22 protein-coding genes are annotated in these 24,717 nt (G+C 69.3%); 8 read left to right on the forward strand and 14 right to left on the reverse strand.

What is annotated here, in order from left to right:
- Nucleotides 1-56: 56 nt before the first annotated feature.
- Together ACFMRZ_RS15120 and ACFMRZ_RS15125 are read right to left on the reverse strand one after the other, a co-directional pair.
- A complete protein-coding gene (locus tag ACFMRZ_RS15120) occupies nt 57-503 on the reverse strand; it encodes a VOC family protein (protein WP_400179661.1) in 447 nt (148 codons plus the stop codon).
- Between the two features lie 110 nt (nt 504-613).
- Entirely contained in the window at nt 614-1,441 is an 828-nt protein-coding gene (locus ACFMRZ_RS15125) for a helix-turn-helix transcriptional regulator (RefSeq protein WP_400179662.1), read from the reverse strand.
- 118 nt (nt 1,442-1,559) lie between these two features.
- Between ACFMRZ_RS15125 and ACFMRZ_RS15130 the strand changes: the two genes are divergently transcribed.
- Nucleotides 1,560-2,624 carry an aldo/keto reductase gene (locus ACFMRZ_RS15130; protein ID WP_400182862.1) on the forward strand — a complete coding sequence of 355 codons (1,065 nt, stop codon included), beginning with the start codon at nt 1,560-1,562 and terminating at the stop codon, nt 2,622-2,624.
- Nucleotides 2,625-2,765: 141 nt separating this feature from the next.
- On the opposite strand, the gene ACFMRZ_RS15135 is transcribed toward ACFMRZ_RS15130, so the two are convergent.
- The 6 genes from ACFMRZ_RS15135 to ACFMRZ_RS15160 form a co-directional block, all read right to left on the reverse strand.
- Complete coding sequence (locus ACFMRZ_RS15135; protein WP_400179663.1) at nt 2,766-3,539, reverse strand: sirohydrochlorin chelatase; 774 nt, start codon at nt 3,537-3,539, stop codon at nt 2,766-2,768.
- Nucleotides 3,536-4,762, reverse strand: a complete 1,227-nt coding sequence (locus tag ACFMRZ_RS15140) for a uroporphyrinogen-III synthase (RefSeq protein WP_400179664.1) — start codon at nt 4,760-4,762, stop codon at nt 3,536-3,538. Before ACFMRZ_RS15140 ends, ACFMRZ_RS15135 begins: the two co-directional genes overlap by 4 nt.
- On the reverse strand, nt 4,759-5,154 hold the full coding sequence (gene nirD / locus ACFMRZ_RS15145; protein WP_400179665.1) for a nitrite reductase small subunit NirD: 396 nt from the start codon (nt 5,152-5,154) through the stop codon (nt 4,759-4,761). The genes ACFMRZ_RS15140 and nirD overlap by 4 nt, the downstream gene beginning before the upstream one ends.
- 65 nt (nt 5,155-5,219) lie before the next feature.
- Complete coding sequence (gene nirB / locus ACFMRZ_RS15150) at nt 5,220-7,781, reverse strand: nitrite reductase large subunit NirB (protein ID WP_400179666.1); 2,562 nt, start codon at nt 7,779-7,781, stop codon at nt 5,220-5,222.
- 23 nt (nt 7,782-7,804) lie between these two features.
- Entirely contained in the window at nt 7,805-9,301 is a 1,497-nt protein-coding gene (locus ACFMRZ_RS15155; RefSeq protein ID WP_400179667.1) for a nitrate/nitrite transporter, read from the reverse strand.
- 291 nt (nt 9,302-9,592) lie between these two features.
- A complete protein-coding gene (locus ACFMRZ_RS15160; protein WP_400179668.1) occupies nt 9,593-10,828 on the reverse strand; it encodes a CynX/NimT family MFS transporter in 1,236 nt (411 codons plus the stop codon).
- 65 nt (nt 10,829-10,893) lie between these two features.
- On the opposite strand from ACFMRZ_RS15160, the gene ACFMRZ_RS15165 reads away from it, so the two are divergent.
- Both ACFMRZ_RS15165 and ACFMRZ_RS15170 read left to right on the forward strand, forming a co-directional pair.
- The gene (locus tag ACFMRZ_RS15165; protein WP_280271108.1) at nt 10,894-11,562 is read left to right on the forward strand and encodes a FadR/GntR family transcriptional regulator; all 669 of its coding nucleotides are present in this window, start codon (nt 10,894-10,896) and stop codon (nt 11,560-11,562) included.
- Between the two features lie 176 nt (nt 11,563-11,738).
- Nucleotides 11,739-13,223, forward strand: a complete 1,485-nt coding sequence (locus ACFMRZ_RS15170) for an MFS transporter (protein ID WP_400179669.1) — start codon at nt 11,739-11,741, stop codon at nt 13,221-13,223.
- A gap of 186 nt (nt 13,224-13,409) precedes the next feature.
- On the opposite strand, the gene ACFMRZ_RS15175 is transcribed toward ACFMRZ_RS15170, so the two are convergent.
- The 3 genes from ACFMRZ_RS15175 to ACFMRZ_RS15185 all read right to left on the reverse strand — a co-directional run bounded on the left by ACFMRZ_RS15175 (nt 13,410) and on the right by ACFMRZ_RS15185 (nt 16,980).
- Entirely contained in the window at nt 13,410-14,261 is an 852-nt protein-coding gene (locus tag ACFMRZ_RS15175; RefSeq protein WP_400179670.1) for a TIGR02569 family protein, read from the reverse strand.
- 291 nt (nt 14,262-14,552) lie between these two features.
- Nucleotides 14,553-15,737 carry an adenylyltransferase/sulfurtransferase MoeZ gene (gene moeZ / locus ACFMRZ_RS15180; protein WP_280271111.1) on the reverse strand — a complete coding sequence of 395 codons (1,185 nt, stop codon included), beginning with the start codon at nt 15,735-15,737 and terminating at the stop codon, nt 14,553-14,555.
- Between the two features lie 97 nt (nt 15,738-15,834).
- Nucleotides 15,835-16,980, reverse strand: coding sequence for a DUF3152 domain-containing protein (locus ACFMRZ_RS15185; RefSeq protein ID WP_400179671.1), 1,146 nt, complete (start codon nt 16,978-16,980; stop codon nt 15,835-15,837).
- Nucleotides 16,981-17,260: 280 nt separating this feature from the next.
- Between ACFMRZ_RS15185 and ACFMRZ_RS15190 the strand changes: the two genes are divergently transcribed.
- Nucleotides 17,261-17,917, forward strand: a complete 657-nt coding sequence (locus ACFMRZ_RS15190; RefSeq protein ID WP_280271112.1) for a TetR/AcrR family transcriptional regulator — start codon at nt 17,261-17,263, stop codon at nt 17,915-17,917.
- A gap of 81 nt (nt 17,918-17,998) precedes the next feature.
- Here ACFMRZ_RS15190 and ACFMRZ_RS15195 read toward each other — a convergent pair whose 3' ends face one another.
- From ACFMRZ_RS15195 to ACFMRZ_RS15205, 3 genes are all read right to left on the reverse strand, one after another.
- Entirely contained in the window at nt 17,999-18,226 is a 228-nt protein-coding gene (locus ACFMRZ_RS15195) for a DUF3107 domain-containing protein (protein ID WP_187687132.1), read from the reverse strand.
- Nucleotides 18,227-18,325: 99 nt separating this feature from the next.
- The gene (locus tag ACFMRZ_RS15200; protein ID WP_280369296.1) at nt 18,326-19,024 is read right to left on the reverse strand and encodes a ferritin-like fold-containing protein; all 699 of its coding nucleotides are present in this window, start codon (nt 19,022-19,024) and stop codon (nt 18,326-18,328) included.
- Between the two features lie 41 nt (nt 19,025-19,065).
- Nucleotides 19,066-20,118, reverse strand: a complete 1,053-nt coding sequence (locus ACFMRZ_RS15205; RefSeq protein WP_400179672.1) for an alpha/beta fold hydrolase — start codon at nt 20,116-20,118, stop codon at nt 19,066-19,068.
- A 399-nt stretch (nt 20,119-20,517) separates the two neighbouring features.
- On the opposite strand from ACFMRZ_RS15205, the gene ACFMRZ_RS15210 reads away from it, so the two are divergent.
- The 4 genes from ACFMRZ_RS15210 to ACFMRZ_RS15225 all read left to right on the forward strand — a co-directional run bounded on the left by ACFMRZ_RS15210 (nt 20,518) and on the right by ACFMRZ_RS15225 (nt 24,703).
- The gene (locus tag ACFMRZ_RS15210) at nt 20,518-22,287 is read left to right on the forward strand and encodes a DEAD/DEAH box helicase (protein WP_400182863.1); all 1,770 of its coding nucleotides are present in this window, start codon (nt 20,518-20,520) and stop codon (nt 22,285-22,287) included.
- 42 nt (nt 22,288-22,329) lie between these two features.
- Nucleotides 22,330-23,547 (forward strand): hypothetical protein, encoded by a 1,218-nt coding sequence (locus ACFMRZ_RS15215; RefSeq protein WP_400179673.1) that lies wholly within the window; start codon nt 22,330-22,332, stop codon nt 23,545-23,547.
- Between the two features lie 77 nt (nt 23,548-23,624).
- Nucleotides 23,625-24,230, forward strand: coding sequence for an acid phosphatase (locus tag ACFMRZ_RS15220; protein WP_400179674.1), 606 nt, complete (start codon nt 23,625-23,627; stop codon nt 24,228-24,230).
- Nucleotides 24,227-24,703, forward strand: coding sequence for a GNAT family N-acetyltransferase (locus tag ACFMRZ_RS15225; RefSeq protein ID WP_280369193.1), 477 nt, complete (start codon nt 24,227-24,229; stop codon nt 24,701-24,703). The genes ACFMRZ_RS15220 and ACFMRZ_RS15225 overlap by 4 nt, the downstream gene beginning before the upstream one ends.
- The last annotated feature ends 14 nt before the right edge of the window (nt 24,704-24,717 follow it).

The following is a 24,717-nucleotide window of genomic DNA, read 5'->3' on the forward strand; positions in this document are numbered from 1 at the left end:
GCCGCCCGCCCACATCCCCTGGGCAATCGACCAGCACGGCCTGCTCGCGTCAGTAGTCAGCCTCGGTCGTGAGCGTCCTGCAGCACTGCCAGGTCGATCTTCGACATGGTGCGCAGGGCGGCGCCTACCGCTGCGGCGTGGTCCCCGTTCAGCAGCTTCGGCAGCGCCGCGGGCACCACCTGCCAGGACAGGCCGTAGCGGTCGGTCAGCCAGCCGCACGGGCCGGGCGCGCCGCCCTCGGTCAGCGCCGCCCACAGCCGGTCGACCTCGTGCTGAGTGTCGACGACGACCTGGATGGACGCCGCGTCGGACAACGGGTGGTCCGGTCCGGCGTTCATCAGCGTGACGGCGTGCCCGGCCAGTTCCAGGGCGACGATGAACGCCGACCCGTCGGGGCCGCGGCTGATCTCGGTGATGCGGGAATCCGGCACGGTCGCGGTGTAGAACTCGGCCGCCTGCTCGGCGTCGCGCTCGAACCAGAAGAAGGTGGTGACGCTGGTCATGATGTGCTCCTGTGGGTTGTTCCGACGTGCTGTCACCCTTCGGTCGGAGCCACCCGGACCATTTCGACATACTTCCGCGAAATTTTTCTCCCGGATTCGTCGGTCCCGAGTCAGTCCTCGGCCAACCGATCCAGCGCCGCCTGGCTGGCCTCGTCGGCGGCGCGGTAGATGATCAGCCGTTGATCCGGATCCTGCAACGGCATCAACGCCTCGTACGCCACCGTGACCGGGCCGACGTCGGGATGCACCAGCGTCTTCTGCCCGCGCCCGTTCACCCGGACGTCCTGTTTCGCCCACAACAGTTCGAATTCTGCACTGCGGGAACGGAATTCCCGGATGAGGTCGGCGAGTACCCGATCGTCCGGATGCGCCGCCCAGGCGGCCCGCAGGTCGGCGATGCCCTCGCGCACTGTGCGTTCGCGGTCGGCGAAGAATTCGCGCATCCCCGGATGCAACAGGCACATCCACATCGAGTTGCGCTGCGACGGCGGCAGCGTATCGAAATCCAGTAGCAGACGGCTCATCTCGCGGTTCCACGCCAGGATGTCGTAGCGATGGTTCACCACCATCGCCGGCAGCGGCGACAGGTCGGTCACCAGCAGTTGCAGCGCCGGAGCCGCGGTGGTGGCGGGCTTGCCGTCGTCGGGCTGGCGTTGCCGGGCCAGGTCGAACAGGTAGGCGCGCTCGTCCCCGCCCAGCCGCAGCGCCCGGGCCAGCGCCTCCAGCACCTCCGCCGACGGCCGCAGCCCCCGCCCCTGCTCCAGCCGCACTATGTAGTCGGTGCTGACCCCCGCCAACTCCGCGACATCCTCCCGCCGCAACCCGGGCGTACGCCGGGACCGCCGCGCGGGCAGCCCCACATCCCGCGGGTCCAGCCGTTCCCGCCGGGCCCGCAAAAACGCCCCCAACTCCTGTGTCGCATCCACCGTGCCAGTCATCAGGATCGATCCTACGGCCAGCCTAGGACCGGCGCTCCCAGGAAAAACCTTCCCTTACCCCCTGTTCGCGGCCGTCGCAGACTCGATTCCGACGATGGCTACGACACAGGAGGACACCATGTCCCTCACCCTCGACACCTACCGGCTGCTGGGGCGGTCCGGGCTGCGGGTCTCCCCGCTGGCGCTGGGCACGATGACCTTCGGCGCGGATTGGGGCTGGGGCGCCGACCGCGACGATGCGCGCAAGGTGTTCGATCTCTATCTCGAGCGCGGCGGCAACTTCATCGATACCGCCAGCATGTACACCAACGGCAGTTCCGAGCGGCTGCTGGGCGAGTTCACCCGCGACAATCGCGAAAGCCTGGTGCTGGCAACGAAATACACGATGCAGCGGCGGCCGGGCGACCCGAATGCCGGTGGTAATCACCGCAAGAGCATGTTCGCCTCGGTGGAAGCCAGTCTGCGGCAGCTGAATACCGACTACATCGATCTGCTGTACCTGCACGCGTGGGACTTCCATACTCCAGTGGACGAAATCCTGCGCGGAATGGACGATCTGGTCCGCCAGGGCAAGGTGCTGTACGTCGCGATCTCCGACGCCCCCGCGTGGCAGGTCTCGCGGATGCAGGCCATCGCCGATCTGCGCGGCTGGTCGCCGCTGGTGGCGCTGCAGGTGGAATACAACCTGATCGAGCGCACCGCGGAGCGCGATCTGATCCCGATGGCCCGGGAGATGGGCCTGGGCGTGATTCCGTGGTCACCGCTGGCGAGCGGGGTACTCACCGGCAAGTACAGCCGCGCCGACCTCGACGCCGAGGGCGTGGGCTCCCCCGAAGGCACCCGCAAGAACGTGGCCCTCGCGCAGAACCAGCTCACCGAACGCGGTCTCGCCATCACCGACGTGGTCCGCCAGATCGCCACCGAACTCGGCCGCACCCCCGCCCAGGTCGCCCTGGCCTGGACCCTGCAGAACCCGGCCGTGACCGCACCCATCATCGGCGCCCGCACCGCCCACCAACTGGAGGACAACCTCGGCGCCCTGGACATCGAATTCGCCCCCACCCACCTAACCCGCCTCGAAGAAGCCAGCGCCATCTCCCTCGGCTTCCCCCACGACATGCTGGCCCGAGACATGACCCGCACAGTCACCACAGGCGGCCTCACCATCGAACCCCGCCGCTGACCCGACACTGCTCCCGACCGCGGGTGCGCGGTGTGGATCCCGGCCAACAGCATGCCGGGATGACGGCCGGACACTGACGAAGCAAGGTCGTCGGCGGCGCTGTTCGAGAAGGCCACCGGGCCGGAGCGCGTGCGACACAATTCAGGCGGCGGTGTGGGTGAGTTCGCTTGCGGCGGTGCGGTAGCGGTCGGCTAGTAGGCGGACGATGGCGGGGTGGACGCCGATGGGTTCGGCTACGCCATCTGCGCCGGTGTCGTGCAGGCGTTGGTGGAACAGGCCGTGGGCCAGTAGGTAGGAGGCGATGAAGACGCGGGGGGCGCCGGATTCGCGAAGGGAGGCAACTACTTCGGGGACTCGGGGCTCGCCGGTGGCGATGTAGGCGACTCGGACGGGGGCATCGAGGTCTTGGCCCAACAACCGGGCCGCGCGGCGGACGTCGTGGCGGGCTCGGGCGTCGGAGGAACCGGCGGCGGCGAACACCACGGCGTCGCCGGGGCGCCGGCCCGCGGCCCGTAGCCGCATCCGCATGATGCGGGCCAGGGCCGGGTCCGGACCCATCGCCGGGGTCACCGCGACGGACGCGTGCCCGCTCTCCGCGACCTCGCGCGGTACATCCTGATACACGTGGTACCCGGAGGCGAGGAAGGCCGGAACCACCACGGCGGGAACGGAATCCAGGTCGCGCAGTACCTCCGCGGGCGACGGGCCGAGCACGTCCACGAAGGCCGTGCGCACCACGGGCGCGGGTTCGAGAGCGCGCACGTCGACCCGCCCGGACTCGCCATCGAGCAAGTCCGGCGCGGGCGCCACCGCGCCCAGCTCCCGCGACACCGCCTCGGCCAAATCGGCGATCATCCGCACGCCGCGCGAACTCCTGGTGCCGTGTGCGACCAGCACCAGGGCCGGACCGCTCACCAGACCCCTGCCATGGGTGCGGGGCCCTGGGGGCGCAGTGAGGGGGCGTAGCCGACCGGCGGGCGCGGGTTGTTGTCGATGCACTCGGCGGGGTCCAGCGCGAGCCGGTAGCCGCGCTTCACGACGGTCTGGATGGCCTTCGGCGTGCCGAGACCCGCGCGTAGTCGGGCGATGCCCGTCTCCACCGCGTGCGTGTCGTCGCCGCCGCCGGGCAGCGCCGCCAGCAGGTCCTCGCGCGACACCACCCGTCCGGGCTGCCGCGCCAGGGCGCGCATGAGCGCCATCGGCGCCGGGGCCAGCTGCCGCACCTGGCCGTCGACCACCACGCAGCCACCGCGCACGCTGAGGATGTGACCCGCGGCGTGAATCCGGTTGGCGCGCCGCGGCAATTCCTCGGCCACGTGCCGCGCCAGGGCACCGAGCCGCGCCCGGCCGGGCATGGTGGTGGACACTCCCAGCTCCTCCAGCGGAGCGGCGGTGATCGGCCCGACGCACGCGGGCAGCACCCGGGCGCGGAAGGCGTGCAGCACGGCCTCCAGCAGCCCGGTTTCCTTGGCGCGCATGAGCGTCGAGGCCACCGCCGGGGCGCTGGTGAAGGTCACGCAGTCCAGCGCCGAGGTGACGATGGCCTCGATCATCCGGTCGAGCGGGGTCGGATCCTCCGGCGGAATCCAGCGATACACCGGCACCGGCACGACATCGGCTCCGGCGCAACGCAATACCTCGCAGAAGTCGGGAACCGGCTCCCACTCGGTGGTCGCGCCGTGCAGCTGCACCGCGATGCGCGTACCCTCCACGCCCTCGGCCAGCAGGTGATCGAGCACCTCCGCGGAGGACTCCGAGGCCGGCGACCACTCCTCGCGCAGTTCCGCGGCCCGGATGGCGCCCTTGGCCTTCGGGCCGCGGGCCAGCAGGCGGGTGGAGCCCAGCGTCGTGCGCAGATCTTCGGCCAGGCCCCACCCTTCCGCGGCCTCCATCCAGCCACGGAAACCGATACCGGTGGTGGCGACGGTGACCTGCGGCGGATCGGTGACCAACTGCCTGGTCACCCGCTCCAGTTCGTTGTCGTCGGCCAGCGGAATGATCCGGATCGCGGGGGCGGCCATGATGTTCGCCCCGCGCCGGGTCAGCAGGGTGGCCAGCTCGTCGGCGCGCCGCGCGGCGGTGACGCCGATGGTGAAGCCGTCGAGGCAGGCGGCGTTGTTCGGGATATCAACGCTCATGCCGAGTCCTCGGTACAGTCCACCGGCTCGTCGGACACCGCCACGACACCGTCGATCACGCGGACACCGTATACCGGCAGCCCCGTCGAGTCGTCGTCGAGGCAGTGCCCGTCGAGCAGCGAGAAGGCCTGTTTGAGCAGGGGCGACGCCACGACGGGCACACCGCCTCGATCACCGACGATGCCGCGCGACATCACCGCGGCCCGGCCGAACGGATCGATATTGCCGACGGCGTACAGGCTGCCGTCGGGCAGCAGGAACAGGGCGGCCTGACGGCCACCTCTCAGCAACACCGCCACGCCGCGGCCGGGAATCAAATAGTCGAGGCGGCAGGCCGAGGTCCACCCTGCGGTGGTCACCTGAGCAATACCGGGTGTGTCGATCACGGTCATCGGTAACTCTCCTCCGAACGCCCTACCTATTGGTACCGGCGTCCTGTTTCCAGGCGATTACGCGCCTATTTCCCGTGCGTGGCGCTCTCGGCGACAGCGCTGCCGACCGGCACCTCGGGCATACCCAGCAGGACCGGGACCTTGCGCTCGCCGCTGTCGTCGAAGCCGATGGTCGGGTCGCTCTGGTCCGGCGCGTTGACGAAGGACACGAACCGCGACAGCTTCTCCGGGTCCTCCAGCACCGCCGACCACTCGTCCTTGTACCCGGCGACGTGCTGGGCCATGGCCGTCTCCAGCTCGTCCGCGATGCCCAGCGAGTCCTCGCACACGACCTGCTTGACGTGCTCGATGCCACCCTCCAGCGCCTCCTGCCAGGGCGCGGTGCGCTGCAGCCGGTCGGCGGTGCGGATGTAGAACATCAGGTAGCGGTCGATGTATTTGATCAGCGTCTCGTCGTCGAGATCGCCGGCCAGCAGCACCGCGTGCTTGGGCGTGAGGCCGCCGTTGCCGCCGACGTACAGGTTCCACCCGTTCTCGGTGGCGATGACGCCGACGTCCTTACCGCGCGCCTCGGCGCATTCGCGGGCGCACCCGGACACGGCCAGCTTCAGCTTGTGCGGCGACCGCAGCCCGCGGTACCGCTTCTCCAGCAGCACCGCCATGCCGACCGAATCCTGCTGCCCGTAGCGGCACCAGGTGGACCCGACGCAGCTTTTCACCGTGCGCAGCGACTTGCCGTAGGCGTGCCCGGATTCCATGCCGACATCGACCAGGCGCTGCCAGATCTTCGGCAGTTGCTCGACCCGCGCGCCGAACAGATCGATGCGCTGGCCCCCGGTGACCTTCACGTAGAGACCGAAATCCTTGGCGATCTGGCCGATTTCGATCAGCTGCTCGGGCGTGCACTCGCCGCCGGGCATCCGCGGCACCACCGAATAGGTGCCGTTCTTCTGCAAATTCGCGAGGAAGTGATCGTTGGTGTCCTGCAGCGCGGCCTGCTCACCCTCGAGGATGTGGTCGCTCGAGGTGGAGGCCAGGATCGAGGCGACCGTCGGCTTGCAGATGTCGCAGCCGGTTCCCCTGCCGTGCTTGGTGATCAGCTCGGAGAAGGTGCGGATGCCGGTGACCTGGATGATCTCGAACAGCTCCGCGCGCGACTGCTCGAAGTGCTCGCACAGCGCCTTGGACATCTCCACGCCCGACTGCTCCAGCAGCTTCTTGAGCATGGGAACGCAACCGCCGCACGAGGTTCCGGCCGAGGTGCAGCTCTTGATGCCGGGGATGTCGCAGGCGCCGTCCGCGATGGCGCCGCAGATGGCGCCCTTGGACACGTTGTTGCAGGAGCAGATCTGCGCCTCGTCGGGCAGCGCGTCGGCCCCCAGTTCCGCACCGGCGGGCGAGATCAGGGCCGCGGGCTCGGCGGGTAACTCGCTGCCGACCAGCGGGCGCAGCGCCGCGTACTGTGACGCGTCGCCGACCAGGATGCCGCCGAGCAGGATCTTGGCGTCATCGGAGAGAACGAGTTTGGCGTAGGTGCCCTTGGCCGCGTCGTGCAGCACGACCGACAGCGCGCCCTCGGTCGTGCCGTGCGCGTCACCGAAGCTGGCCACGTCCACACCGAGCAGCTTCAGCTTGGTGGACAGGTCCGCACCGGGGAATTCCCCTGCGCCGCCGAGCAATCGGTCCGCCACGATCTCCGCGGTGGTGTAGCCGGGGGCGACCAGGCCGTAGCAGGTCCCCTCCACGGCGGCCACCTCGCCGACGGCGTAGACGTGGGGATCGGAACTGCGCAGCCCGAGGTCGGTGATCACACCGCCGCGCGGCCCGACCTCCAGCCCGGCGTCGCGGGCGATCTGGTCGCGCGGGCGGACACCGGCGGAGAACACCACCAGCGAGGCGTCGATGGTCGACTCGTCCGACAGCGTGACCCGCAGTCCCGCACCATCTTCCGCGGCCTCGATGGCCGAGGTGCCGACACCGGTGTGCACGTGCAGGCCCAGATCGGTGACCAGGCGCTCCAGGATCGCGCCGCCGCCCTCGTCGACCTGCACCGGCATCAGCCGCGGCGCGAACTCGACCACGTGCGGGGTGATACCCATGAGCCGCAACGCATTCGCCGCTTCCAGCCCGAGCAGGCCGCCGCCGACCACGACGCCGACCGCGCCCGGCCCGGCCGCGTCGGCCGCCGCCCGGATGCCGTCGAGGTCCTCGATGGTGCGGTAGACGAAGCATTCGGGGCGGTCGTGGCCGGGCACCGGCGGCACGAAGGCGTACGAGCCGGTCGCGAGAACCAGTGCGTCGTAACCGATCACGTCACCGGTGGAGGTGGTGACCTTGCGGGCGCCGCGGTCCACGTTCTCGGCGGAGACGCCCAGCCGCAGATCCACCAGCGCGTCACCGGCGTACTCGTTGCCGGGCAGCGCCAGCGCGGTCGCGTCCCAGGCGCCGACGTAGGACGACAGGCCGACGCGGTCGTACGCCGGGCGCGGTTCCTCGCTGAGGATCACGACCTGCCAGCGGCCGTCGGTGTCGCGCGAGCGCAGGGCCTCGACGAACCGGTGGCCGACCATGCCGTGACCGACGACCACCACGGTCTTGCGCTGCGCGGGTTCCACAGTGGGGTTCATGTCTGTCCTCCGAATGGTTCTGGTCAGGCTCTGGGCCGACGGTTGGTGGACGGGGATCCATTGCCGGACACGGGGTTTCCGGATTCGAGTTCGGCCTCGAGCACGAACGTCTCGGCCTCCACCACGACATCGGGCTCAGCGCGCCGCCGCGCACTAGGACGGCGCAGGAACACGGCCCAGCACACCGCGGCGCAGACCAGGTAGAACGCCATGAACACCCAGAAGGCGGTGGTAGCGGACTTGGTGGAGGCGTAGGAGGAGCGCAGCACCAGGTTGATGCCGACCCCGCCGAGCGCACCGACCGCGCCGACGAAACCGATCAGCGCGCCCGAGGTGTTCTGCGACCAGGCCGCCCGCGTCGCCGAATCGGCTTGCAGGCTGCGGGATTTGGCGTCGAACACGGACGGGATGATCTTGGTGACCGCGCCGTTGCCGATACCGGACACCACGAACAGGGCGATGAAGCCGATCACCATCGCGGCCATCACCGCACCGGTGGGCACGTGGTTGTTGCCGTCGGCGACCGCACTGGCGACGGCCACCGCGAGCGTCGCGAGCGTCATGGCGCCGAAGCTGTACAGCGTGACCCGGCTGCCGCCGAACCGGTCGGCCCACTTGCCGCCGTAGGGCCGGGTGATCGAGCCGAGCAGCGGGCCGATGAACGCGATCTGCGCGGCGTGCAGCGCCGCCTCGGCGGGCTTGCCGCCCCCGGCGACGAAGCTGACCTGCAGCACCTGCCCGAACGCGAAGCTGTATCCGATGAACGAGCCGAACGTGCCGATGTAGAGGAACGCGATCGCCCACGACTGCGGCACCTTCAGCGCCGTGATCATGTAGGAGTAGTCGGCCTTCTGGTTGCGCACGTTGTCCATGTAGAGCGCCGCGCCGGTGGCGGCGGTGACGATCAGCGCCAGGTACACCAGGCACACGACCGAGGCGTGCCCGTAGGCGCTGCCCAGAGTCGCGATGACGGCTAGGCCGATCAGCTGGATCACCGGGACGCCGACATTGCCGCCGCCCGCGTTGAGGCCCAGCGCCCAGCCCTTGAGCCGCTGCGGGTAGAAGACGTTGATATTGGCCATCGATGAGGCGAAGTTGCCGCCGCCCAGGCCCGCGAACGCCCCCACGATCAGGAATGTCGTGAACGAGGTGCCGGGCTGGTTGATGAAGTACAGCGTCAGCAGCACCGGTACCAGCAGCGCGAGCGCCGAGAAGATGGTCCAGTTCCGGCCGCCGAACTTGGCCGTGGCGACCGTGTAGGGAATCCGCAGCACGCCGCCGACCAGCGTCGGGACCGCGCCGAGGAAGAACTTGCCCGCCGTGTCGATGTGGAACACGTCGGTGGGCATGAACAGCACCATCACCGACCAGATCGACCACACCGAGAACCCGATGTGCTCGGCGAAGACCGACCAGACCAGGTTGCGGCGGGCGATGTTCTTGCCGCCCGCCTCCCAGGCGTCGACGTCCTCGGCATCCCAATGCTGGATGTCGTGATTGCGCGTCAGCGTGCTCACCAAGGGCCTCCTGAATTCCGGGATGGCCCCAAGGTAGGAAACCGGTATTGCGCCGATGCTGCGCGAAATGACCGTCAAATCAACGGTTGCTCACGATTATCGGGAAGCGCCCGTGAGAACCCGCCTATTGTTTCGCCCGTGTGACACAACGGTTTCAGCGCGTCACGAAGAGCCCACCGGACGACGATCGGTCGGTGAGATCAACGGCGGCAAGTGTTTTGGACCACACTCGCTTGCCGATGGCCAACATCTTGGCCCACACCTCACCGGTCGGCAAGTCCTACGGTGAATTCGTCACCAGGTGTCTTCCAGCATCCGCGGCTTGCACGCCTGCCACGCCCCCGTGAGCAACACCAGCACCGCCACCGCGAGCAGAGCGAACGGGGCGCCCCAGCCACCGGTCAGATCGTGCAGCACGCCGAACAGCAGCGGACCCACGCAGGCGACCGTGTAGCCGACGCCCTGGGTGAACCCGGACAGCGCGGCCGAACCGGCCTGGGTGCGGGTGCGCAGATTGATCAGGGTCAGCGCCATCGGGAAGGTGCTCGGCCCCAGCCCCAGCAGCACCACCCACAGCCAAGGCGCCGCCATCGGCGCCGTCAGCAGTCCGCCGAACGCCACGAAAAAGCAGATGGCACAACCGATCACGATCGGGAACGGATTGCGCACCCGCGCGGTCACGCTCGGCGCGGTGAGCGCGGCGACCAGACCGATCATCGAGAAGACGCCGACCATGGTGCCGCCGAACGCCGCGGACGCCCCGGCGTCGGAGAAGATCTTGGGCAGCCAGGTGAACATGGCGTAGGTGCTCAGCGAGGTCATACCGAACATCCCGGCCATCCCCCACGCCACCGGCGAGCGCCACACCTTGCCGCCGGCGGGTTGCGTCCCGGTCGGCAGCGCCGTCCGGTCGGCCTGATCGTGCCCGCGGCGCCCGCGCAGCACCCCGAGCCACGGCAGCGCGGCCGCGAATCCCAGCAGCGACCACAGCCCCAGCGACACCCGCCAGCCCGCGGCGTCGGCCACCGGCACCGCGATCAGCGCCGGCATCACCGTGCCCAGCTGCACCATGGTGATGTACAGCGAACTGAGCACCGCGAGATGGTCGGCGAAGTACCGCTTGACCAACGGCGGAATCACCACGTTGCCGATGCCCATGCCGGCCAGCGCCAGCGCCGAGAGCGCCAGCAGCTCCCAGGTGTCGGGCACCATCGCGCGGGCGAGCTGGCCGACACCCGCCATCAGCATCGCCACGAGCGCGGTGCGCTCGAGGCCGAGCCGCCGCACGAAGATCGGCGTCAGCACGCCGGCGAAGGCGAACATGGCGGTGGGGATCATCCCGAACACGCCGACGACGGCGGTCGAGTAGCCGATGTCCCCGCCGATGCGCTCGGCCAGCGGAGTGAAGGCGGTGACCGCGAGGCGCAGCGTGAACGCCGACATGAGGATCGCGGCGAGCACCAGCAGCCGCCCCTCGATCAGCGAGCGGCGGCGGACCTCGGTGGTGGTGTGCTCAACGGTTACCGTCACGTAAAAATCATAGGATGATTGGATGATCGGACGCAAAGAATGTGAGCAGGGGTACTCTATGGAGCGTGCAGCCCGTCCGTCGCACCAGCCTCATCGCTCAGGTCACCGAGCAGCTGCGTGCCGAAATCCGTTCCGGCCGTTGGTCCGTCGGCTCCCGCATTCCCACCGAACCGGAGCTGACCGAACTCACCGGCACCGGACGCAACACCGTTCGTGAGGCCGTACAGGCCCTCGTGCACGCCGGCATGCTCGAACGCCGCCAGGGGTCCGGCACCTACGTGATCGCCACCTCCGATCTCGGTGGCGCCCTTGCCAAGTACTTCGCCGACGCGGTCGAGCGCGACATCCTGGAGCTGCGCCAGGCCCTCGACACCCAGGCCGCCCGGCTGGCGGCGCAGCGCCGCGACGACACCGACATCGCCACTCTGCTGCGGTTGCTGGAAGAACGCCGGCAGGCCTGGGACGAGCACAACCCCGCCGCCGTCGAGGCCGACGTGGAACTGCACCGGGCCATCGTGGTGGCCAGCCACAACGCGGTGTATCTCGAGTTCTACGATTCCCTGCTGCCGGTGATCGAGGACGGAATCCGCAGTCGCACAGCCAAATCCGGCGACTCCTTCCACACCGAGCACGCCGATCTGGTGCACGCCGTGATCGACGGCGATCCCGAGCGCGCGGCGCGGGCGGCCAACTGCTTCCTCGGCTCCCTCATCGCCGAGTTCCCGGACAAGTAAACGAGTCGTCACCGCGGGGCAAGTCGGCGGGTGAGCGCGATTTGCCGAGCCCGTCATCTCACGCGACGTGTGCGTAACGCCACATTCGTACGGTGGACGCGACCGCCGGGGGATCCGGATTCACCGCCGGAACTCCCGCGATGAGGGCGGTCACCCCTTCGTGAGAGGAAGCGCCGATGACCACCACCGACGCCGCGGTACGTACCGGTCCGGACCCAGCCACCTTCCAGCACCAGACCCGCGGGCGCTGGCTGGAACATTGGGAACCGGACAACGAAAGCTTTTGGGAGAGCGGCGGAAAGCGGACCGCGCGCAAGAACCTGCTCTTCTCGGTCTTCGCCGAGAACCTCGGCTTCAGCGTCTGGGTGCTGTGGGCCAGCGTGGTCACCGCGATGGGTCCGGCGGGCTTCGACTTCCTGGCCGGGCTCGGCAAGGGCGATCCGGTCGCGGTGGGCAATTCGCTCCTGCTGACCTCCACCCCCACGCTGGTCGGCGCCGCGCTGCGGATTCCCTACACCTTCGCCATCCCGCGCTTCGGCGGCCGCGCGTTCACCGTGTTCAGCGCCGGAATGCTGCTGCTGCCGACGCTGGGGCTGGCGTGGTTCGTCAACCAGCCGGACACGCCGTTCTGGGTGTTCATGCTGCTGGCCGCGCTCGCCGGTGTCGGCGGCGGCAACTTCTCCTCGTCGATGGCCAATATCAACTTCTTCTTCCCGGAGGGCAAGAAGGGCGCGGCCCTGGGCATCAACGCCGCCGGCGGCAATCTCGGCGTCGCGCAGACCCAGCTGTTCGTGCCCCTGATCATCACCCTCGGCACCCACCTGATGGCCAAGGACGCGGGCGGCTACCGCTTCGGCATCACCCTCGCCACCCTGATGTGGATCCCGTTCATCCTGATCGCGATGGCCGGGGCGCTGCGCTACATGGACTCCATCACCGGGGCCAAGGCCGACGGCCGCTCGTACCGCCTGGCCCTGACCAACCCGCACACCTGGGTGATGGCGGTGCTCTACATCGGCACCTTCGGCTCGTTCATCGGCTTCTCCTTCGCGTTCCCGACGCTGCTCAAGGCCAATTTCCCCGATCTGGCCAAGATCGGCTGGATGAGCACGATCGGCAACCTGGCCTTCCTCGGGGCGCTGGTCGGGTCGATGAGCCGGCCCTTCGGCGGCTGGATCTCCGACAGGCTGACCGGTGGCCGGATCACGCTGTACGTGTTCGCCGGAATGGCGGTGTCGACGGTGTTGATCATGGCCGCGCTGTCGGCGAAAAGCTTTCCGCTGTACCTGATCTCGTTCCTGCTGCTGTTCGTGCTCAGCGGGGTCGGCAACGGTTCCACCTACCGCATGATCCCGTCGATCTTCATCGCCGAATCCAAGCGGCGCGCCAGCGAGGCGGGCGAGGACACCGCGTCGGCGTTGATCTCGGCGAAGCGCCAGGCCGGCGCCGCGATCGGCGTGATCGGCGCGGTGGGCGCCTCCGGCGGCTGGCTGCTGCAGCAGGCACTGCGCCTGTCCAACAACCACTTCGGCAGCATGTCGCCGGCCTTCTCGGCCTACGCGGTGGCCTTCCTCGCGATGGCCGGGCTGACCTGGTGGTGCTATCTGCGGTCGTCGTTCGCGGTGCGCCGGGCGCCGTCATTGGCCTACGCGCGGGTGTAACACTTCGCGGACCAGGACAGATGATCAAGTAAGCGGGTATCGCTTTGTGCCACCGACTGATCCGGCCCTGACCAAGCCGGATCCCCAGGGCACGGTCGCCGTCGTCCCCCCTGCCGTCGGCGTCCGTGCCCGCCCGCTTGTCTGGCCCCTCGAGCTTTTACAGCGCTGTGCGCCAAAGGTTTCCGCTCAGAGCAGCATGCGCGTCATGTCGGCCGTGCGAGCTAGTCCGGGGAAGGCTTCCGGGGTGGAACGCGGATGCAGCGCATGGACCGCGAGCCGGAACATGACCGCCCGCAACACCATTTGCGGCCACTCCGGTAGATCCGACCAGCGGTGCAGCAGCCCGTCGTCGGCGCCGCCCCAGGACAGCGCGTCGACCACGATCACCCCCGCCGCCCACGGCGCGGGTCGCCAGTAGGGGGTCAGATCGGTGAGGCCGGGAGTGAACGTCCCCGCGAACAGCACGGTCCCGAACAGGTCGCCGTGCACCAGCTGGGCCGGGGTCTGCACGGGTTTGCGCAGCGTGGCCAGCTGGGTGAGCAACTCCAGGCTCCGCCGCCCGTCGGGTGAGGTGGACGGCAGCATGCCGCCCACCTTCAGGCTGCGGAGCGGGACCGGTTCCCACGCGGCGCGGTCGGCGGCGACGAACACGTCGACGTCCACCCACGGCGCGATCGGCTGCTGGATCAGGAACCGCGGCCGCTCCAGCTTGACCGTGGCCTGGTGCAGCCGCAGCGACACCGACACCACCTCGTCGTGCCGCGGCTCGGGCGTGCCTTCCAGGAACGTGTCCGCGCGCCAGCCCGCCACGACGTAGCGCCCGTCGGTGCCGCGCACCGGCCGGGCCACCCGCAGGCCGTCGACCTGCAGCGTCTCGCGGACCTTGGCCGACCAGGCGGCCCGGGCATGATCCGCCACCGGGGACAGCACCACGTCGCCGCAGCGCCATCCGCCGTCCCAGTCGCCGAGCGCGACCGGCGTCACCTCGCGAAGACCGAACGTGGCCCGAACATGCTCGGGAGGTTCCACAGAAGTCACGGCCGTACCGTACTCCCGGACCGTTGTCCACCCAGGAAGCCGCGCCGAGGTAGCGATCAGCACGAGCTAACCCGCCTCTCCGCGTTGCCAACCCGCCTCTTCGCGTGTCAGACCGCACGGGCCCGCGCCGCGGGACGTCGTGACAGGTCCTGCGCAATTGCCCGGTTACCGCTCGGCCGCACCGGCGAGTTGCCGTCCACATCCGAATTCCGTTGGTACGCAGGGCAAATATACGCGATAACGACCTTTCGTACCGGCCGGTTCTCAGACGCGGGAAACGCGCGGGGCGGGTCAGTAGACGGGGAGCGAGGGATCGATCTGGTTGGCCCAGGCGATGATTCCGCCCTGCAGGTGCACCGCGTCGGAGAAGCCGGCGTTCTTCAGCGCCGCCAGCGCCTCCGCCGAGCGGATGCCCGTCTTGCAGTGCAGCACGATCGGGCGGTTCTGTGGCAGCTCGGCCAGCGCCTCGCCGGACAGGATGCGGTCCTTGGGAATCAGCGTCGCGCCGTCGATGCGCACGATGTCCCACTCCACCGGCTCGCGGACGTCCACGATCGCGACGTCCTTGCCCGCGTCGAGCATGTCCTTCAGCTCCCGCGCGGTGACGGTGGACCCGGCCGCGGCGGCCTGACCCTCCTCGGACACCACGCCGCAGAAGGCGTCGTAGTCGATCAGCTCGGTGATGGGCTGCCGCTCCGGGTCGCGGCGCAGCTTGATCGTGCGGTAGTTCATGTCCAGTGCGTCGTAGACCATCAGGCGGCCCAGCAGCGTCTCGCCGATCCCGGTGATCAGCTTGATCGCCTCGGTCACCATGATCGAGCCGATCGACGCGCACAGCACGCCCAGCACGCCGCCCTCGGCGCAGGAGGGCACCATGCCCGGCGGCGGGGCCTCCGGGTACAGATCGCGGTAGTTGATGCCGCGACCGTCGGGGGCGTCCTCCCAGAACACCGACACCTGGCCCTCGAAGCGGTAGATCGAACCCCACACGTACGGCTTGCCCGCCAGCACCGCGGCGTCGTTGACCAGGTAGCGCGTGGCGAAGTTGTCGGTGCCGTCGACGATCAGGTCGTATTCGGCGAACAACTCGACCGCGTTCTCCGGCTCGAGCCGAATCTTGTGCAGCCGCACGTCGATTCCCGAATTGATCTCCAGAATCGAATCCCGCGCGCTGTCGGCCTTGCTGCGGCCGATATCGGATTCGCCGTGAATGATCTGCCGTTGCAGATTCGACGCGTCCACCTCGTCGAACTCCACGATGCCCAGGGTGCCCACCCCGGCCGCGGCCAGATACAGCAGCGCGGGCGAACCCAGGCCGCCCGCGCCGATCACGAGCACCTTGGCATTCTTCAGTCGTTTCTGACCATCCACGCCCAGATCCGGAATAATCAGGTGACGGCTGTAGCGGGCGACCTCATCCTTGGTCAGCTCCGCCGCCGGCTCGACCAATGGCGGCAGGGATTGTGGTGATGACACGTCCTGGACTCCTCGAATCGAATTCGCCGATTACACCCGTGCAACACCGCGAATCGGACCGTTCTTCCCCGTCCATCGTGCCGTACCGGCCGTGTCCTCAGCCGCGCGGGTAGGGCCAGGGGTTGAACCGGCATTTCTTGCCGTCCATCGGCACCACGCCCTGCGGATCGAGCGCGGCGATGTCGTTGTTGCGGGTGCCGAAGGTCTGCTGCATCATCACCGGCGCCAGCCCGCCGTCGGTCTCGCACGGCTGATGTTCGTGATAGCCGATGGCGTGCCCGACCTCGTGATTGATCTGGTATTGCCGGTACGAGCCGATGTCGCCCTCGAAGGCCGGCGCCCCGCGCACCCAGCGCACCTCCGACAGCACCACCCGGCCGACATCGGCGTTGTAGCACGAGGAGTCGATGGGAATCTCGAACCCGCACATGGTCTTGGTGGTCTGGCGGGAGGTGAGCGAGATCCGGAAGTCGGGGTTGCCGGTGTCGACGCGGCGGAAGCCGAACTTGGGATCGTGGGTCCAGCTCTTGGGATTGGCCAGCGTCGCCTCGACCATCTTGGCGACCGCCTCGTCGCCGCCCAGCGCGGCGGTGTCCACCCCGTCCTCGATCTCGACGGTGTAGCTGAACAGATGCCCCTGGGCCGCCCCGACCTGAGCCGAGGCCCCGCGCACCAGATGCCAGCCGCCCGTGCCGGTCTCGGCGAAGGAACCGCCGTCGGGCAGCGCGCCGGAGGCCAGTTCGGTCGAGAACTTGCCGTCGCCGCGGGGCGGTGCGCCGATGATCCCGGCCTTCTCGCTGTGCTGGCTCAGCCGTCCCAGACCCGGGACGCCGGCACCCGCCGGATCTCCAGCCCCCTTGACCGCATCCACGAGCACCAGCACGGTGATCACGACCAGCACCGGAAGCGCGTAGGCCCGCCAGCCGTACGTGGAGACGAACCGGCGGATCGCACTGCGTTTCCCCGTGCCGCGACGGTCGCGCAGGCCCTCGACGGACGGATTCCAGATGGCTCGCAGCGGCTGCCCGGACCGATCGTCGCCGGGCGAAAAGCGGTCCGGGAGTTGACCGCCGCCGTTGCCATGGGAGCCGTCGGTGCTGGTGTAGAGGCCGAGCGGGTCGTAGGCGCCGGCTTGCGGCTCGGTCCCGCGGCCGACGGGGCGCCCGCCGTTACGCGCGGCGGGGGCGGACACGAGGCGGCTCGGATCCCGCCCACCGGTCGATCTGCCCCGTTCGTCGGTCACCGCATCAGAGTCTCACAACCGCCGCGACCGCACGGACCAACCGACTTTCGGCCGTCCGGGGTTGCGATATTTCTCACGGCTGTGCGAGATTGCTCTAGACCACCAGTTACTGGCAGGTTGCCAATAGGTGCCGGGGGGCGCCGTGTACGAAGCGCCCATCGAGGGGGCGCCCTTCGCGTATGGTGCACCGAGCATCAGCGAGGTGAGCCAGGTACGGGTATCGTTCGTGGGATACCCGTGCACATACATTTTTCGCCGGGAATCGATTGGGAGAGCCGAAATGACAGACCTCGTGGACCGGATGACGTCGTCTCGACTGTCGTCCGAGGCCATGCCGAGCAAGCGCGGAACCCGCCTGCCCCGCGATGCGCGCCGTGCCCAACTGCTTGCCGCGGCCAGTGAGGTCTTCGTGCTACGCGGATACCACGCCTCGGGCATGGACGAGATCTCGCAGTGCGCCGGAGTATCCAAACCCGTGCTGTACCAGCACTTCTCAAGCAAACTCGAGCTATATCTGGCGGTCCTGCAGAACTACATCGACGCGTTGGTGTCCAGTGTGCGCCAGGCGCTGCGCTCGACCACCGACAACCGCCAGCGCGTGCGGGCCGCGGTGCAGGCGTACTTCGATTTCGTCGATCACGAGACCCAGGGTTTCCGGCTGGTCTTCGAATCCGACCTGACCAGCGAACCGCAGGTGCAGCGCCGGGTGGAGCAGGCCACCGAGGCGTGCGTCGACGCGGTCTTCGACCTGGTCGCCCACGATTCCGGACTGGACCCCTACCGGGCTCGGATCCTCGCGGTCGGTCTGGTGGGCGCGAGCCAGATCACCGCCCGCTACTGGCTCGAGGCCGACCGACCCATCCCGAAGGAGGAGGCCGTGGACACCACCGTCGCCCTCTGCTGGGGTGGCCTGTCGCGGGTGCCGCTGCACCACTGAGCGCGGCTCCCCGAACCCGGACGAAACGACAACGCGGCGAAGCGGATTACCCGCCTCGCCGCGTTTCGCTGTCGAAAACCCCTACACCGCAGCGAAACCCACGCGGCCGCTGGTCGACGTGCCGATCTCCACGTAAGCGACCTTGGCGGCCTGGATCAGGTATTTGCGGCCCTTCTCGTCGGTCAGCGCCAGCACGCCGCCCTTGCCGTCCAGCGCACCGGACACCAGCGCCTCGACCTCTTCCGGGGTCTGCGAGCTGGTGATCACGAGCTCGCGCGGGCTGTCCGAAATACCGATCTTGACCTCCACGGTCAACCTCCTAGAGTCCTGATGCTGTCCTGCTCAGGCTAGTGCAGGGCGGATGGGCGAAGTTAACGCTGTCAGCGAACGACGCCGACGTCGGGGCGGCTAGGCCAGGCCCAGTACGCGCATGCGCTCGGCATGCCTGGTCTGCATCCGGTCGAACAGCGCGGCGATGCCGTTCAGGTCGCCGGTGGCGATGAGAACCAGTTCGGTCAGCTCGTCGCGCTGGGCCATCACGAACTGGGCCTGCGTGATCGCCTCGCCGAGCAGCCGGCGGCCCCACAGGGTGAGCCGGTCGCGCTCGGAGCGGCTCTCGGTGACCGCGCGGCGCACCTCGTCGACGACGAATTCGGAGTGGCTGGTCTCGGCGAGCACGTCGTGCACGACGCCGGCCACCTCGGGCGCGAGCGAGTCGGCGAGGACCGTGTAGAAGTCGGCGGCGATGCCGTCGCCGACGTAGAACTTCACCATCGACTCGAGCCACGTCGAGGGGTCGGTCGAGTCGTGGTAGGCGTCCAGCGCGCGCACGTACGGCGCCATCGCGTCGAAGACGTCCACCCCGCGCTCGGCGAGCGCGCCCTCCAGGGTGTCGAAGTGGGACATCTCCGCGGCCGCCATCTTCGCCACGGCCACCCGGCCGCGCAGCGACGGCGACAGCTTCGCCTCCTCGGCCAGCCGGTAGAACGCCGAGATCTCGCCGTAGGCGAGCACCGCGAACAGGTCGAGGACGCCGGGATGGTCGGCGGGGATGCGGGCGCCGGATCCGGTCGAAACACCCAGCGCGGCAGACGGGTTTACTCCCATGCGCTCCAGCCTAGTAGGGGTCGCGGCGGCGGCGTGACCGGTCACGCCCGATCTCGCAGAAACTTCTCGAGGTAGGTCCAGGTGGTGTCGCGCGCGCCCGGTCCGGCGAGAATGCCGAGGTGACTGCCGGGCGCGGTCTCGTAGCGCACGTCGGCCCCGGTGAGGGTGGTGACGCCGTGCTCGACGGCCGCGGCCGGGGTGATCACGTCGTCGGGGCCGCCTACCAGCAGCACCGGCGCGGTGACGTCGGCGAGCGCGATCCGCGCGTCGTTGAGCCGCACCACGCCCCTGCCGATGTCGTTGGCCAGGATGAATCGGCTCCACAGCTGGTTGTACAACCGTCCCGGGTAGCCGGGCATCTGCGCCTGGAACCGGTCGATGGTCTCCATCCGGCCCAGCGTGGCGCGGTCCGTGAGATTGGCGGCGATGAACAGCGGCCGCCGCAGTTCCCGCTCCCACGAGGTCGCCCGGTAGGCGAGCCGGGTCAGCGACGCGGGCACCCCGCCCGCCGCCCGGATCAGGTTGGAGGTGGCCAGGCCGCGGGTGAACCGGGCCAGCGCCCGCACCTGCGGCACGCCGGTGACCTTGTCGTAGTCCAGCGGCGAGCCGATCGCGGTGATCGAGCGGATCGGCAGCGCGGCATCGGCCGCGGCGGTCAGCAGCGCGAGCACGCCGCCGAGCGACCAGCCGACCAGGTCCACGGGGGCGCCGTCGCGATCGGCGGAGACCCGGCCGATCGCGGTGGGCAGGATGTCGTCGATCCAGTCCTCGAAACCGAGCCGCCGGTCGGCGAAGGTGATCTCGCCGTAGTCGACGACGTAGGGGTGGCGGCCCGCGTCGAGCAGGAACCGCGCCAGGCTCTGATCGGGGCGCAGATCGAAGCACACGGCCGGGGCGGCCAGCGGCGGGACCAGCAGTACCGCGGCATCGTCGGCGGACGCGCCGGGGGCGGATCGCTCGAACCTCAGCAGCCGCCGGTGCGGTTCGTCCCACAGCACCGTGGCGGGGGTGGGCGTGGGTTGCTCGATGCCGTCGCCGAAGGTCAGTGCCCAGGCGTTGCGGGCGGCGACGGTCACGGTGTCTGCCAGACTCACCGCACCAACCTATCCCGTGACACCGCGTCACACATATGTGGGATCGGCCACCGCCGGAACGGTGCGACGCGCCCGGGCAATTTCCCCGCGCCGCGTGAATTGTGCTGTGCCGCAGCGGACGACGCGCAGGCTCGCGCGGGTACGGCGAAGTATCCGGGAAATACCTCCGGAGCTGAACCGGAGCCGGAAATCGAGTTAAGGAAAGTATCACGCTACAATCTACGTGGGCAACGGAAATTCGTTGCCCAGGAAAATTGTGCGCGCACCAGTTCCGCACCACCATTGCGCCGCCAGGTCGATGCCGATTCGGTGTCCCGGAGCGGCCGGGTGGGAAACGCCGGACAGGTGGTCGTCGCGGACCGCAAGGGTCCGCCCCACGCCTCGTGCGCGCGAGACGCGATTGACACGAGGAAAGGCACGAACCTGAGCAAGATCACTGTCGAACAGGAGCCGGGGCTGGCGGAGACGCTGCTGACGGCCGAACTCGACCCCACTCACACCGCCCCCGCGTTCGCCGAATTGGGAGTGCGGCCGGAAATCGTCCGCGCACTCGCCGAGCTCGGAATCGAACGTACTTTCGCCATCCAGGAGCTCACCCTGCCGCTGGCACTGGCCGGCGAGGACCTCATCGGCCAGGCACGCACCGGCATGGGTAAGACCTTCGGATTCGGCGTTCCGCTGCTGCACCGAATTTCCACCGCCGATTCCGGCACGACCGCGCTGGACGGTACGCCGCGAGCCCTGATCATCGTCCCGACGCGCGAACTGTGCGTGCAGGTGACCTCGGATCTGGAGAACGCGAGCAAATACCTGACCAATCACCAGGGTCCGCTGCGGGTGGCCTCCATCTACGGCGGTCGCCCCTACGAGTCCCAGATCGCGGCGCTGCGCTCGGGTGTCGACGTGGTCGTCGGCACGCCCGGCCGCCTGCTGGACCTGGCCGAGCAGCAGCATCTGATCCTGGGCAAGATCGGGGTGCTGGTGCTCGACGAGGCCGACGAGATGCTCGACCTGGGCTTCCTACCCGATATCGAGCGCATCCTGACCATGGTCCCCGAACAGCGGCAGACGATGCTGTTCTCGGCGACCATGCCGGGCCCGATCATCACGCTGGCCCGCACCTTCCTGCACAAGCCGACCCACATCCGCGCCGAGGAGCCGCACGACTCGGCGGTGCACGAACGCACCGCGCAGTTCGTCTACCGGGCGCACGCGCTGGACAAGAGCGAGGTGGTGGCGCGGATCCTGCAGGCCGAGACCCGCGGCGCCACCATGGTTTTCACCCGCACCAAGCGCACCGCGCAGAAGGTCGCCGACGACCTCGCCGATCGCGGGTTCGCCGTCGGCGCCGTGCACGGCGACCTGGGCCAGATCGCGCGCGAGAAGGCGCTCGACAAATTCCGCAAGGGCAAGATCGACGTCCTGGTCGCCACGGACGTCGCCGCGCGCGGCATCGACATCGACGACGTCACCCACGTGGTCAACTACCAGTGCCCGGAGGACGAGAAGACCTACGTGCACCGCATCGGCCGCACCGGCCGCGCGGGCCGCACGGGCGTCGCCGTCACCCTGGTCGACTGGGACGAGCTGAACCGCTGGGCCTCGATCAACTCCGCGCTGGATCTCGGTATCCCCGAACCGGTCGAGACATATTCGCGGTCGCCGCATCTGTTCGAGGAACTCGGCATTCCCGAGAACGTGACCGGCACGCTGCGGCGCAAGCCCGCTCGTGACGAGGACGCCGTGGTGGTCGAGCGCGAGCAGCGCGCGCCGCGCAAGCGCAACCGCAAGCGGACCGTGCGCGGCCGGCCGATCGACCGTGTCGAGGGCGAAAGCGCCGAGGACACCGCCGAAGTCACCGCCGCGGCCACGGAATCGACCGCACCGCAGGGTGATTCGGAGTCGGACGAGGGCGATAAGCCCGCACGCCGTCGCCGCCGCCGTCGTAAGCCCGCCGGGAGCGGCGAGGGCGCGGAGGCCGACACGACGACGACCGGCGAGAGCGCCGAGAGTGACGACGACGCCGACACCGGCGACAAGCCCGCACGCCGTCGTCGGCGGCGGCGTAAGCCCGCCGGGGGCGAATCGCACAACGGTGCGGCCGAAGAGGGCCACAACGGCACGGCGTCGGAGTCGCACAGCGACACCGACGTACGCACCTCGGCCTAGCCACGCCACGGTCCGCCCGGCCGATCGGTTACCCTCGCTGACGTGCTCGCACCCGAGCGGCGGACGCGCGCCGATATCCAAGCCGCCGTCGCGATCGCCGTCGTCGTGGTGATCGCGATCGCGCTCGTCTGGGTGTACAGCGACGCGCGCCGCACCGTGTCCGAGCCCGCCGCGCAGGCGGCAACGGCGCCAGTCACGGCCACCGCCCTGCCGCAGCAACTGCGCGAACTGTGGCATCAGCCCGACGAGGCGACCACCCGGGCGCTCGCGTCCGGCGGCGTCGCCATCACCGGCTCCGGCGGCACGGTCACCGGCCGCGATCCGCGCACCGGGGAACAACTCTGGAAGTACCAGCGCGATATTCCGCTGTGCGGGGTGGAGAGCCAGTTCGGGACCGTCGTCGCCACCTATCGGGACCAGCGCGGATGCAGCCAGACCACGCTGCTCGCCGCCGACACGGGAGCGCGGCGCACGGCCCGCAGCAGCTATATGGACGATCGGGTGAAGCTGTCGGTGGACGGCACCTACACGCTGGCGCTGGGTCCCGACCGGCTCGAGATGTGGCGTTCGGACCTGGTCCGCACGCTGGAGTACGGCTACGTGGACGCGCCGGTGAACGTCCGCACCCAGCCGCGCAAGGACTGCGCGCTGCTGTCGGGCGCGTCCAGCACCACCCGGCTCGCCGTGCTCGAACGCTGTCCCGGCGAAACCGCCGACCGCCTGACCGTGCTCAACCCCGCGCCCAAGGACAACAGCGTGCCCGAGGAGTACGGCTCGCACGTACTCACCGAGCCCGGCGCGGTGTCGGACAAGGCCCGGGTAATCGCGGTGTCCGACAACCGAATCGCGCTGTATCTGCCCGGAACCGACACCGAGGCACCACAATTCGCGATCTACGACCAGAACGCCAATAGCGTTGCCGTACATCGGCTTACCGCTCCGTTGACCGACGACATCATGACCACTCGCGTCGGCTCGGCCTTCCTGGTCTTCACCGGCAACAGCGTGATCGCGCTGAACACCACCACCTTCGACCCGGTCTGGACGGCCTCCGACGCCCTCGGTACCCCGGCGCTGCTGGCCGGGCAACTGCTCATGCCGGTCGCCGACGGCCTGGCCGTCGTCGACCCCGCGACCGGCGCGCAGACCACCCGCATTCCGGTCTCGCGCGCCGAGTACCACGGCGAGCCGATCTCCCTCGCGGTGATCGGCAATACCGTGCTGGAACGCCGCGGCGGCGACCTGTACGCGCTGGGCTGACGTCCTTTCCGCGAGACCACCGCGAGTGAGGCGAGCGGCTGCCCGGGCGCGGCACCGGATCCGGCATGATCGACGGCATGGGCGACACCGATTTCCGGCTGGTACTCCTGCGCCACGGCGAGACCGAATGGTCGCGGGCACGTAAGCACACGGGGCGTACCGATGTGCCGCTGACGCCGCTCGGCGAGGAGCAGGCCCGCGCGGCCGCGCGGCTGCTGGGCACCCTGGACCTGCACGACCCGCTCGCGCTGACCAGCCCGAAGCGGCGGGCGGTCCACACCGCCGAATTGGCCGGACTCGCCGCCCGGGTCGACGACGACCTGGTCGAGTGGGATTACGGCGACTACGAGGGCATCACCACGCCGGAGATCCAGCAGACCGCCCCGGGCTGGACCATCTTCACCGGCGAGGTGCCCGGCGGCGAATCGAGTGCCGAGGTGCAGGCCCGCGCCGATCGCGTGCTGGCCTCGGTGGAACCGGCGCTGCGCGAGCGCGACGTGGTCCTGGTGGGCCACGGCCATTTTTCCCGCGCCCTGATCGCCCGGTGGGCCGGATTCGACGTCCGCGAGGGTCGCCGCTTCTTCATGTCGACCGCCGGGGTCACGGTGCTGGGCCACGACCACAAGGCCCGCAGCGTACTGGCCCACAACCTGGTCCCCACGCTCGACGGCGACGCCCGATGATCCGCCGCGCCACGCCCGCCGACGTGCCGGCCCTCGTCGGGCTGGTCTACGACCTTGCCGAGTACGAGAAGGCCCGGCACGAGTGCCGGCTCACCGCCGAACAACTGCACGCTGCGTTGTTCGGCCCGAACCCGGCGCTGTTCGCCCATGTGGCACAGCGGGATTCGGGCGGCGAGGTGCTCGGCTGCGCGCTCTGGTTCCTGAACTACTCGACGTGGACCGGCACGCACGGCATCTACCTGGAGGACCTCTACGTCAAGCCGGAGGCCCGCGGCCTGGGCCTGGGCAAGGCGCTGCTCACCGAGCTGGCCCGGGTGGCGGTCGCGCGGGGCTACCACCGCGTGGCCTGGTCGGTGCTGGACTGGAACACCCCGTCCATCGAGTTCTACAACTCGCTCGGCGCCGAACCACAGAACGACTGGATCGGTTACCGCCTCGCCGGTGCGGCGCTCACCCGGCTCGCCGAGTCCTGAGTGCACGAGCCGTA

Source organism: Nocardia sp. N2S4-5 (genome assembly GCF_044628355.1).
Classification (GTDB): domain Bacteria; phylum Actinomycetota; class Actinomycetes; order Mycobacteriales; family Mycobacteriaceae; genus Nocardia; species Nocardia wallacei_B.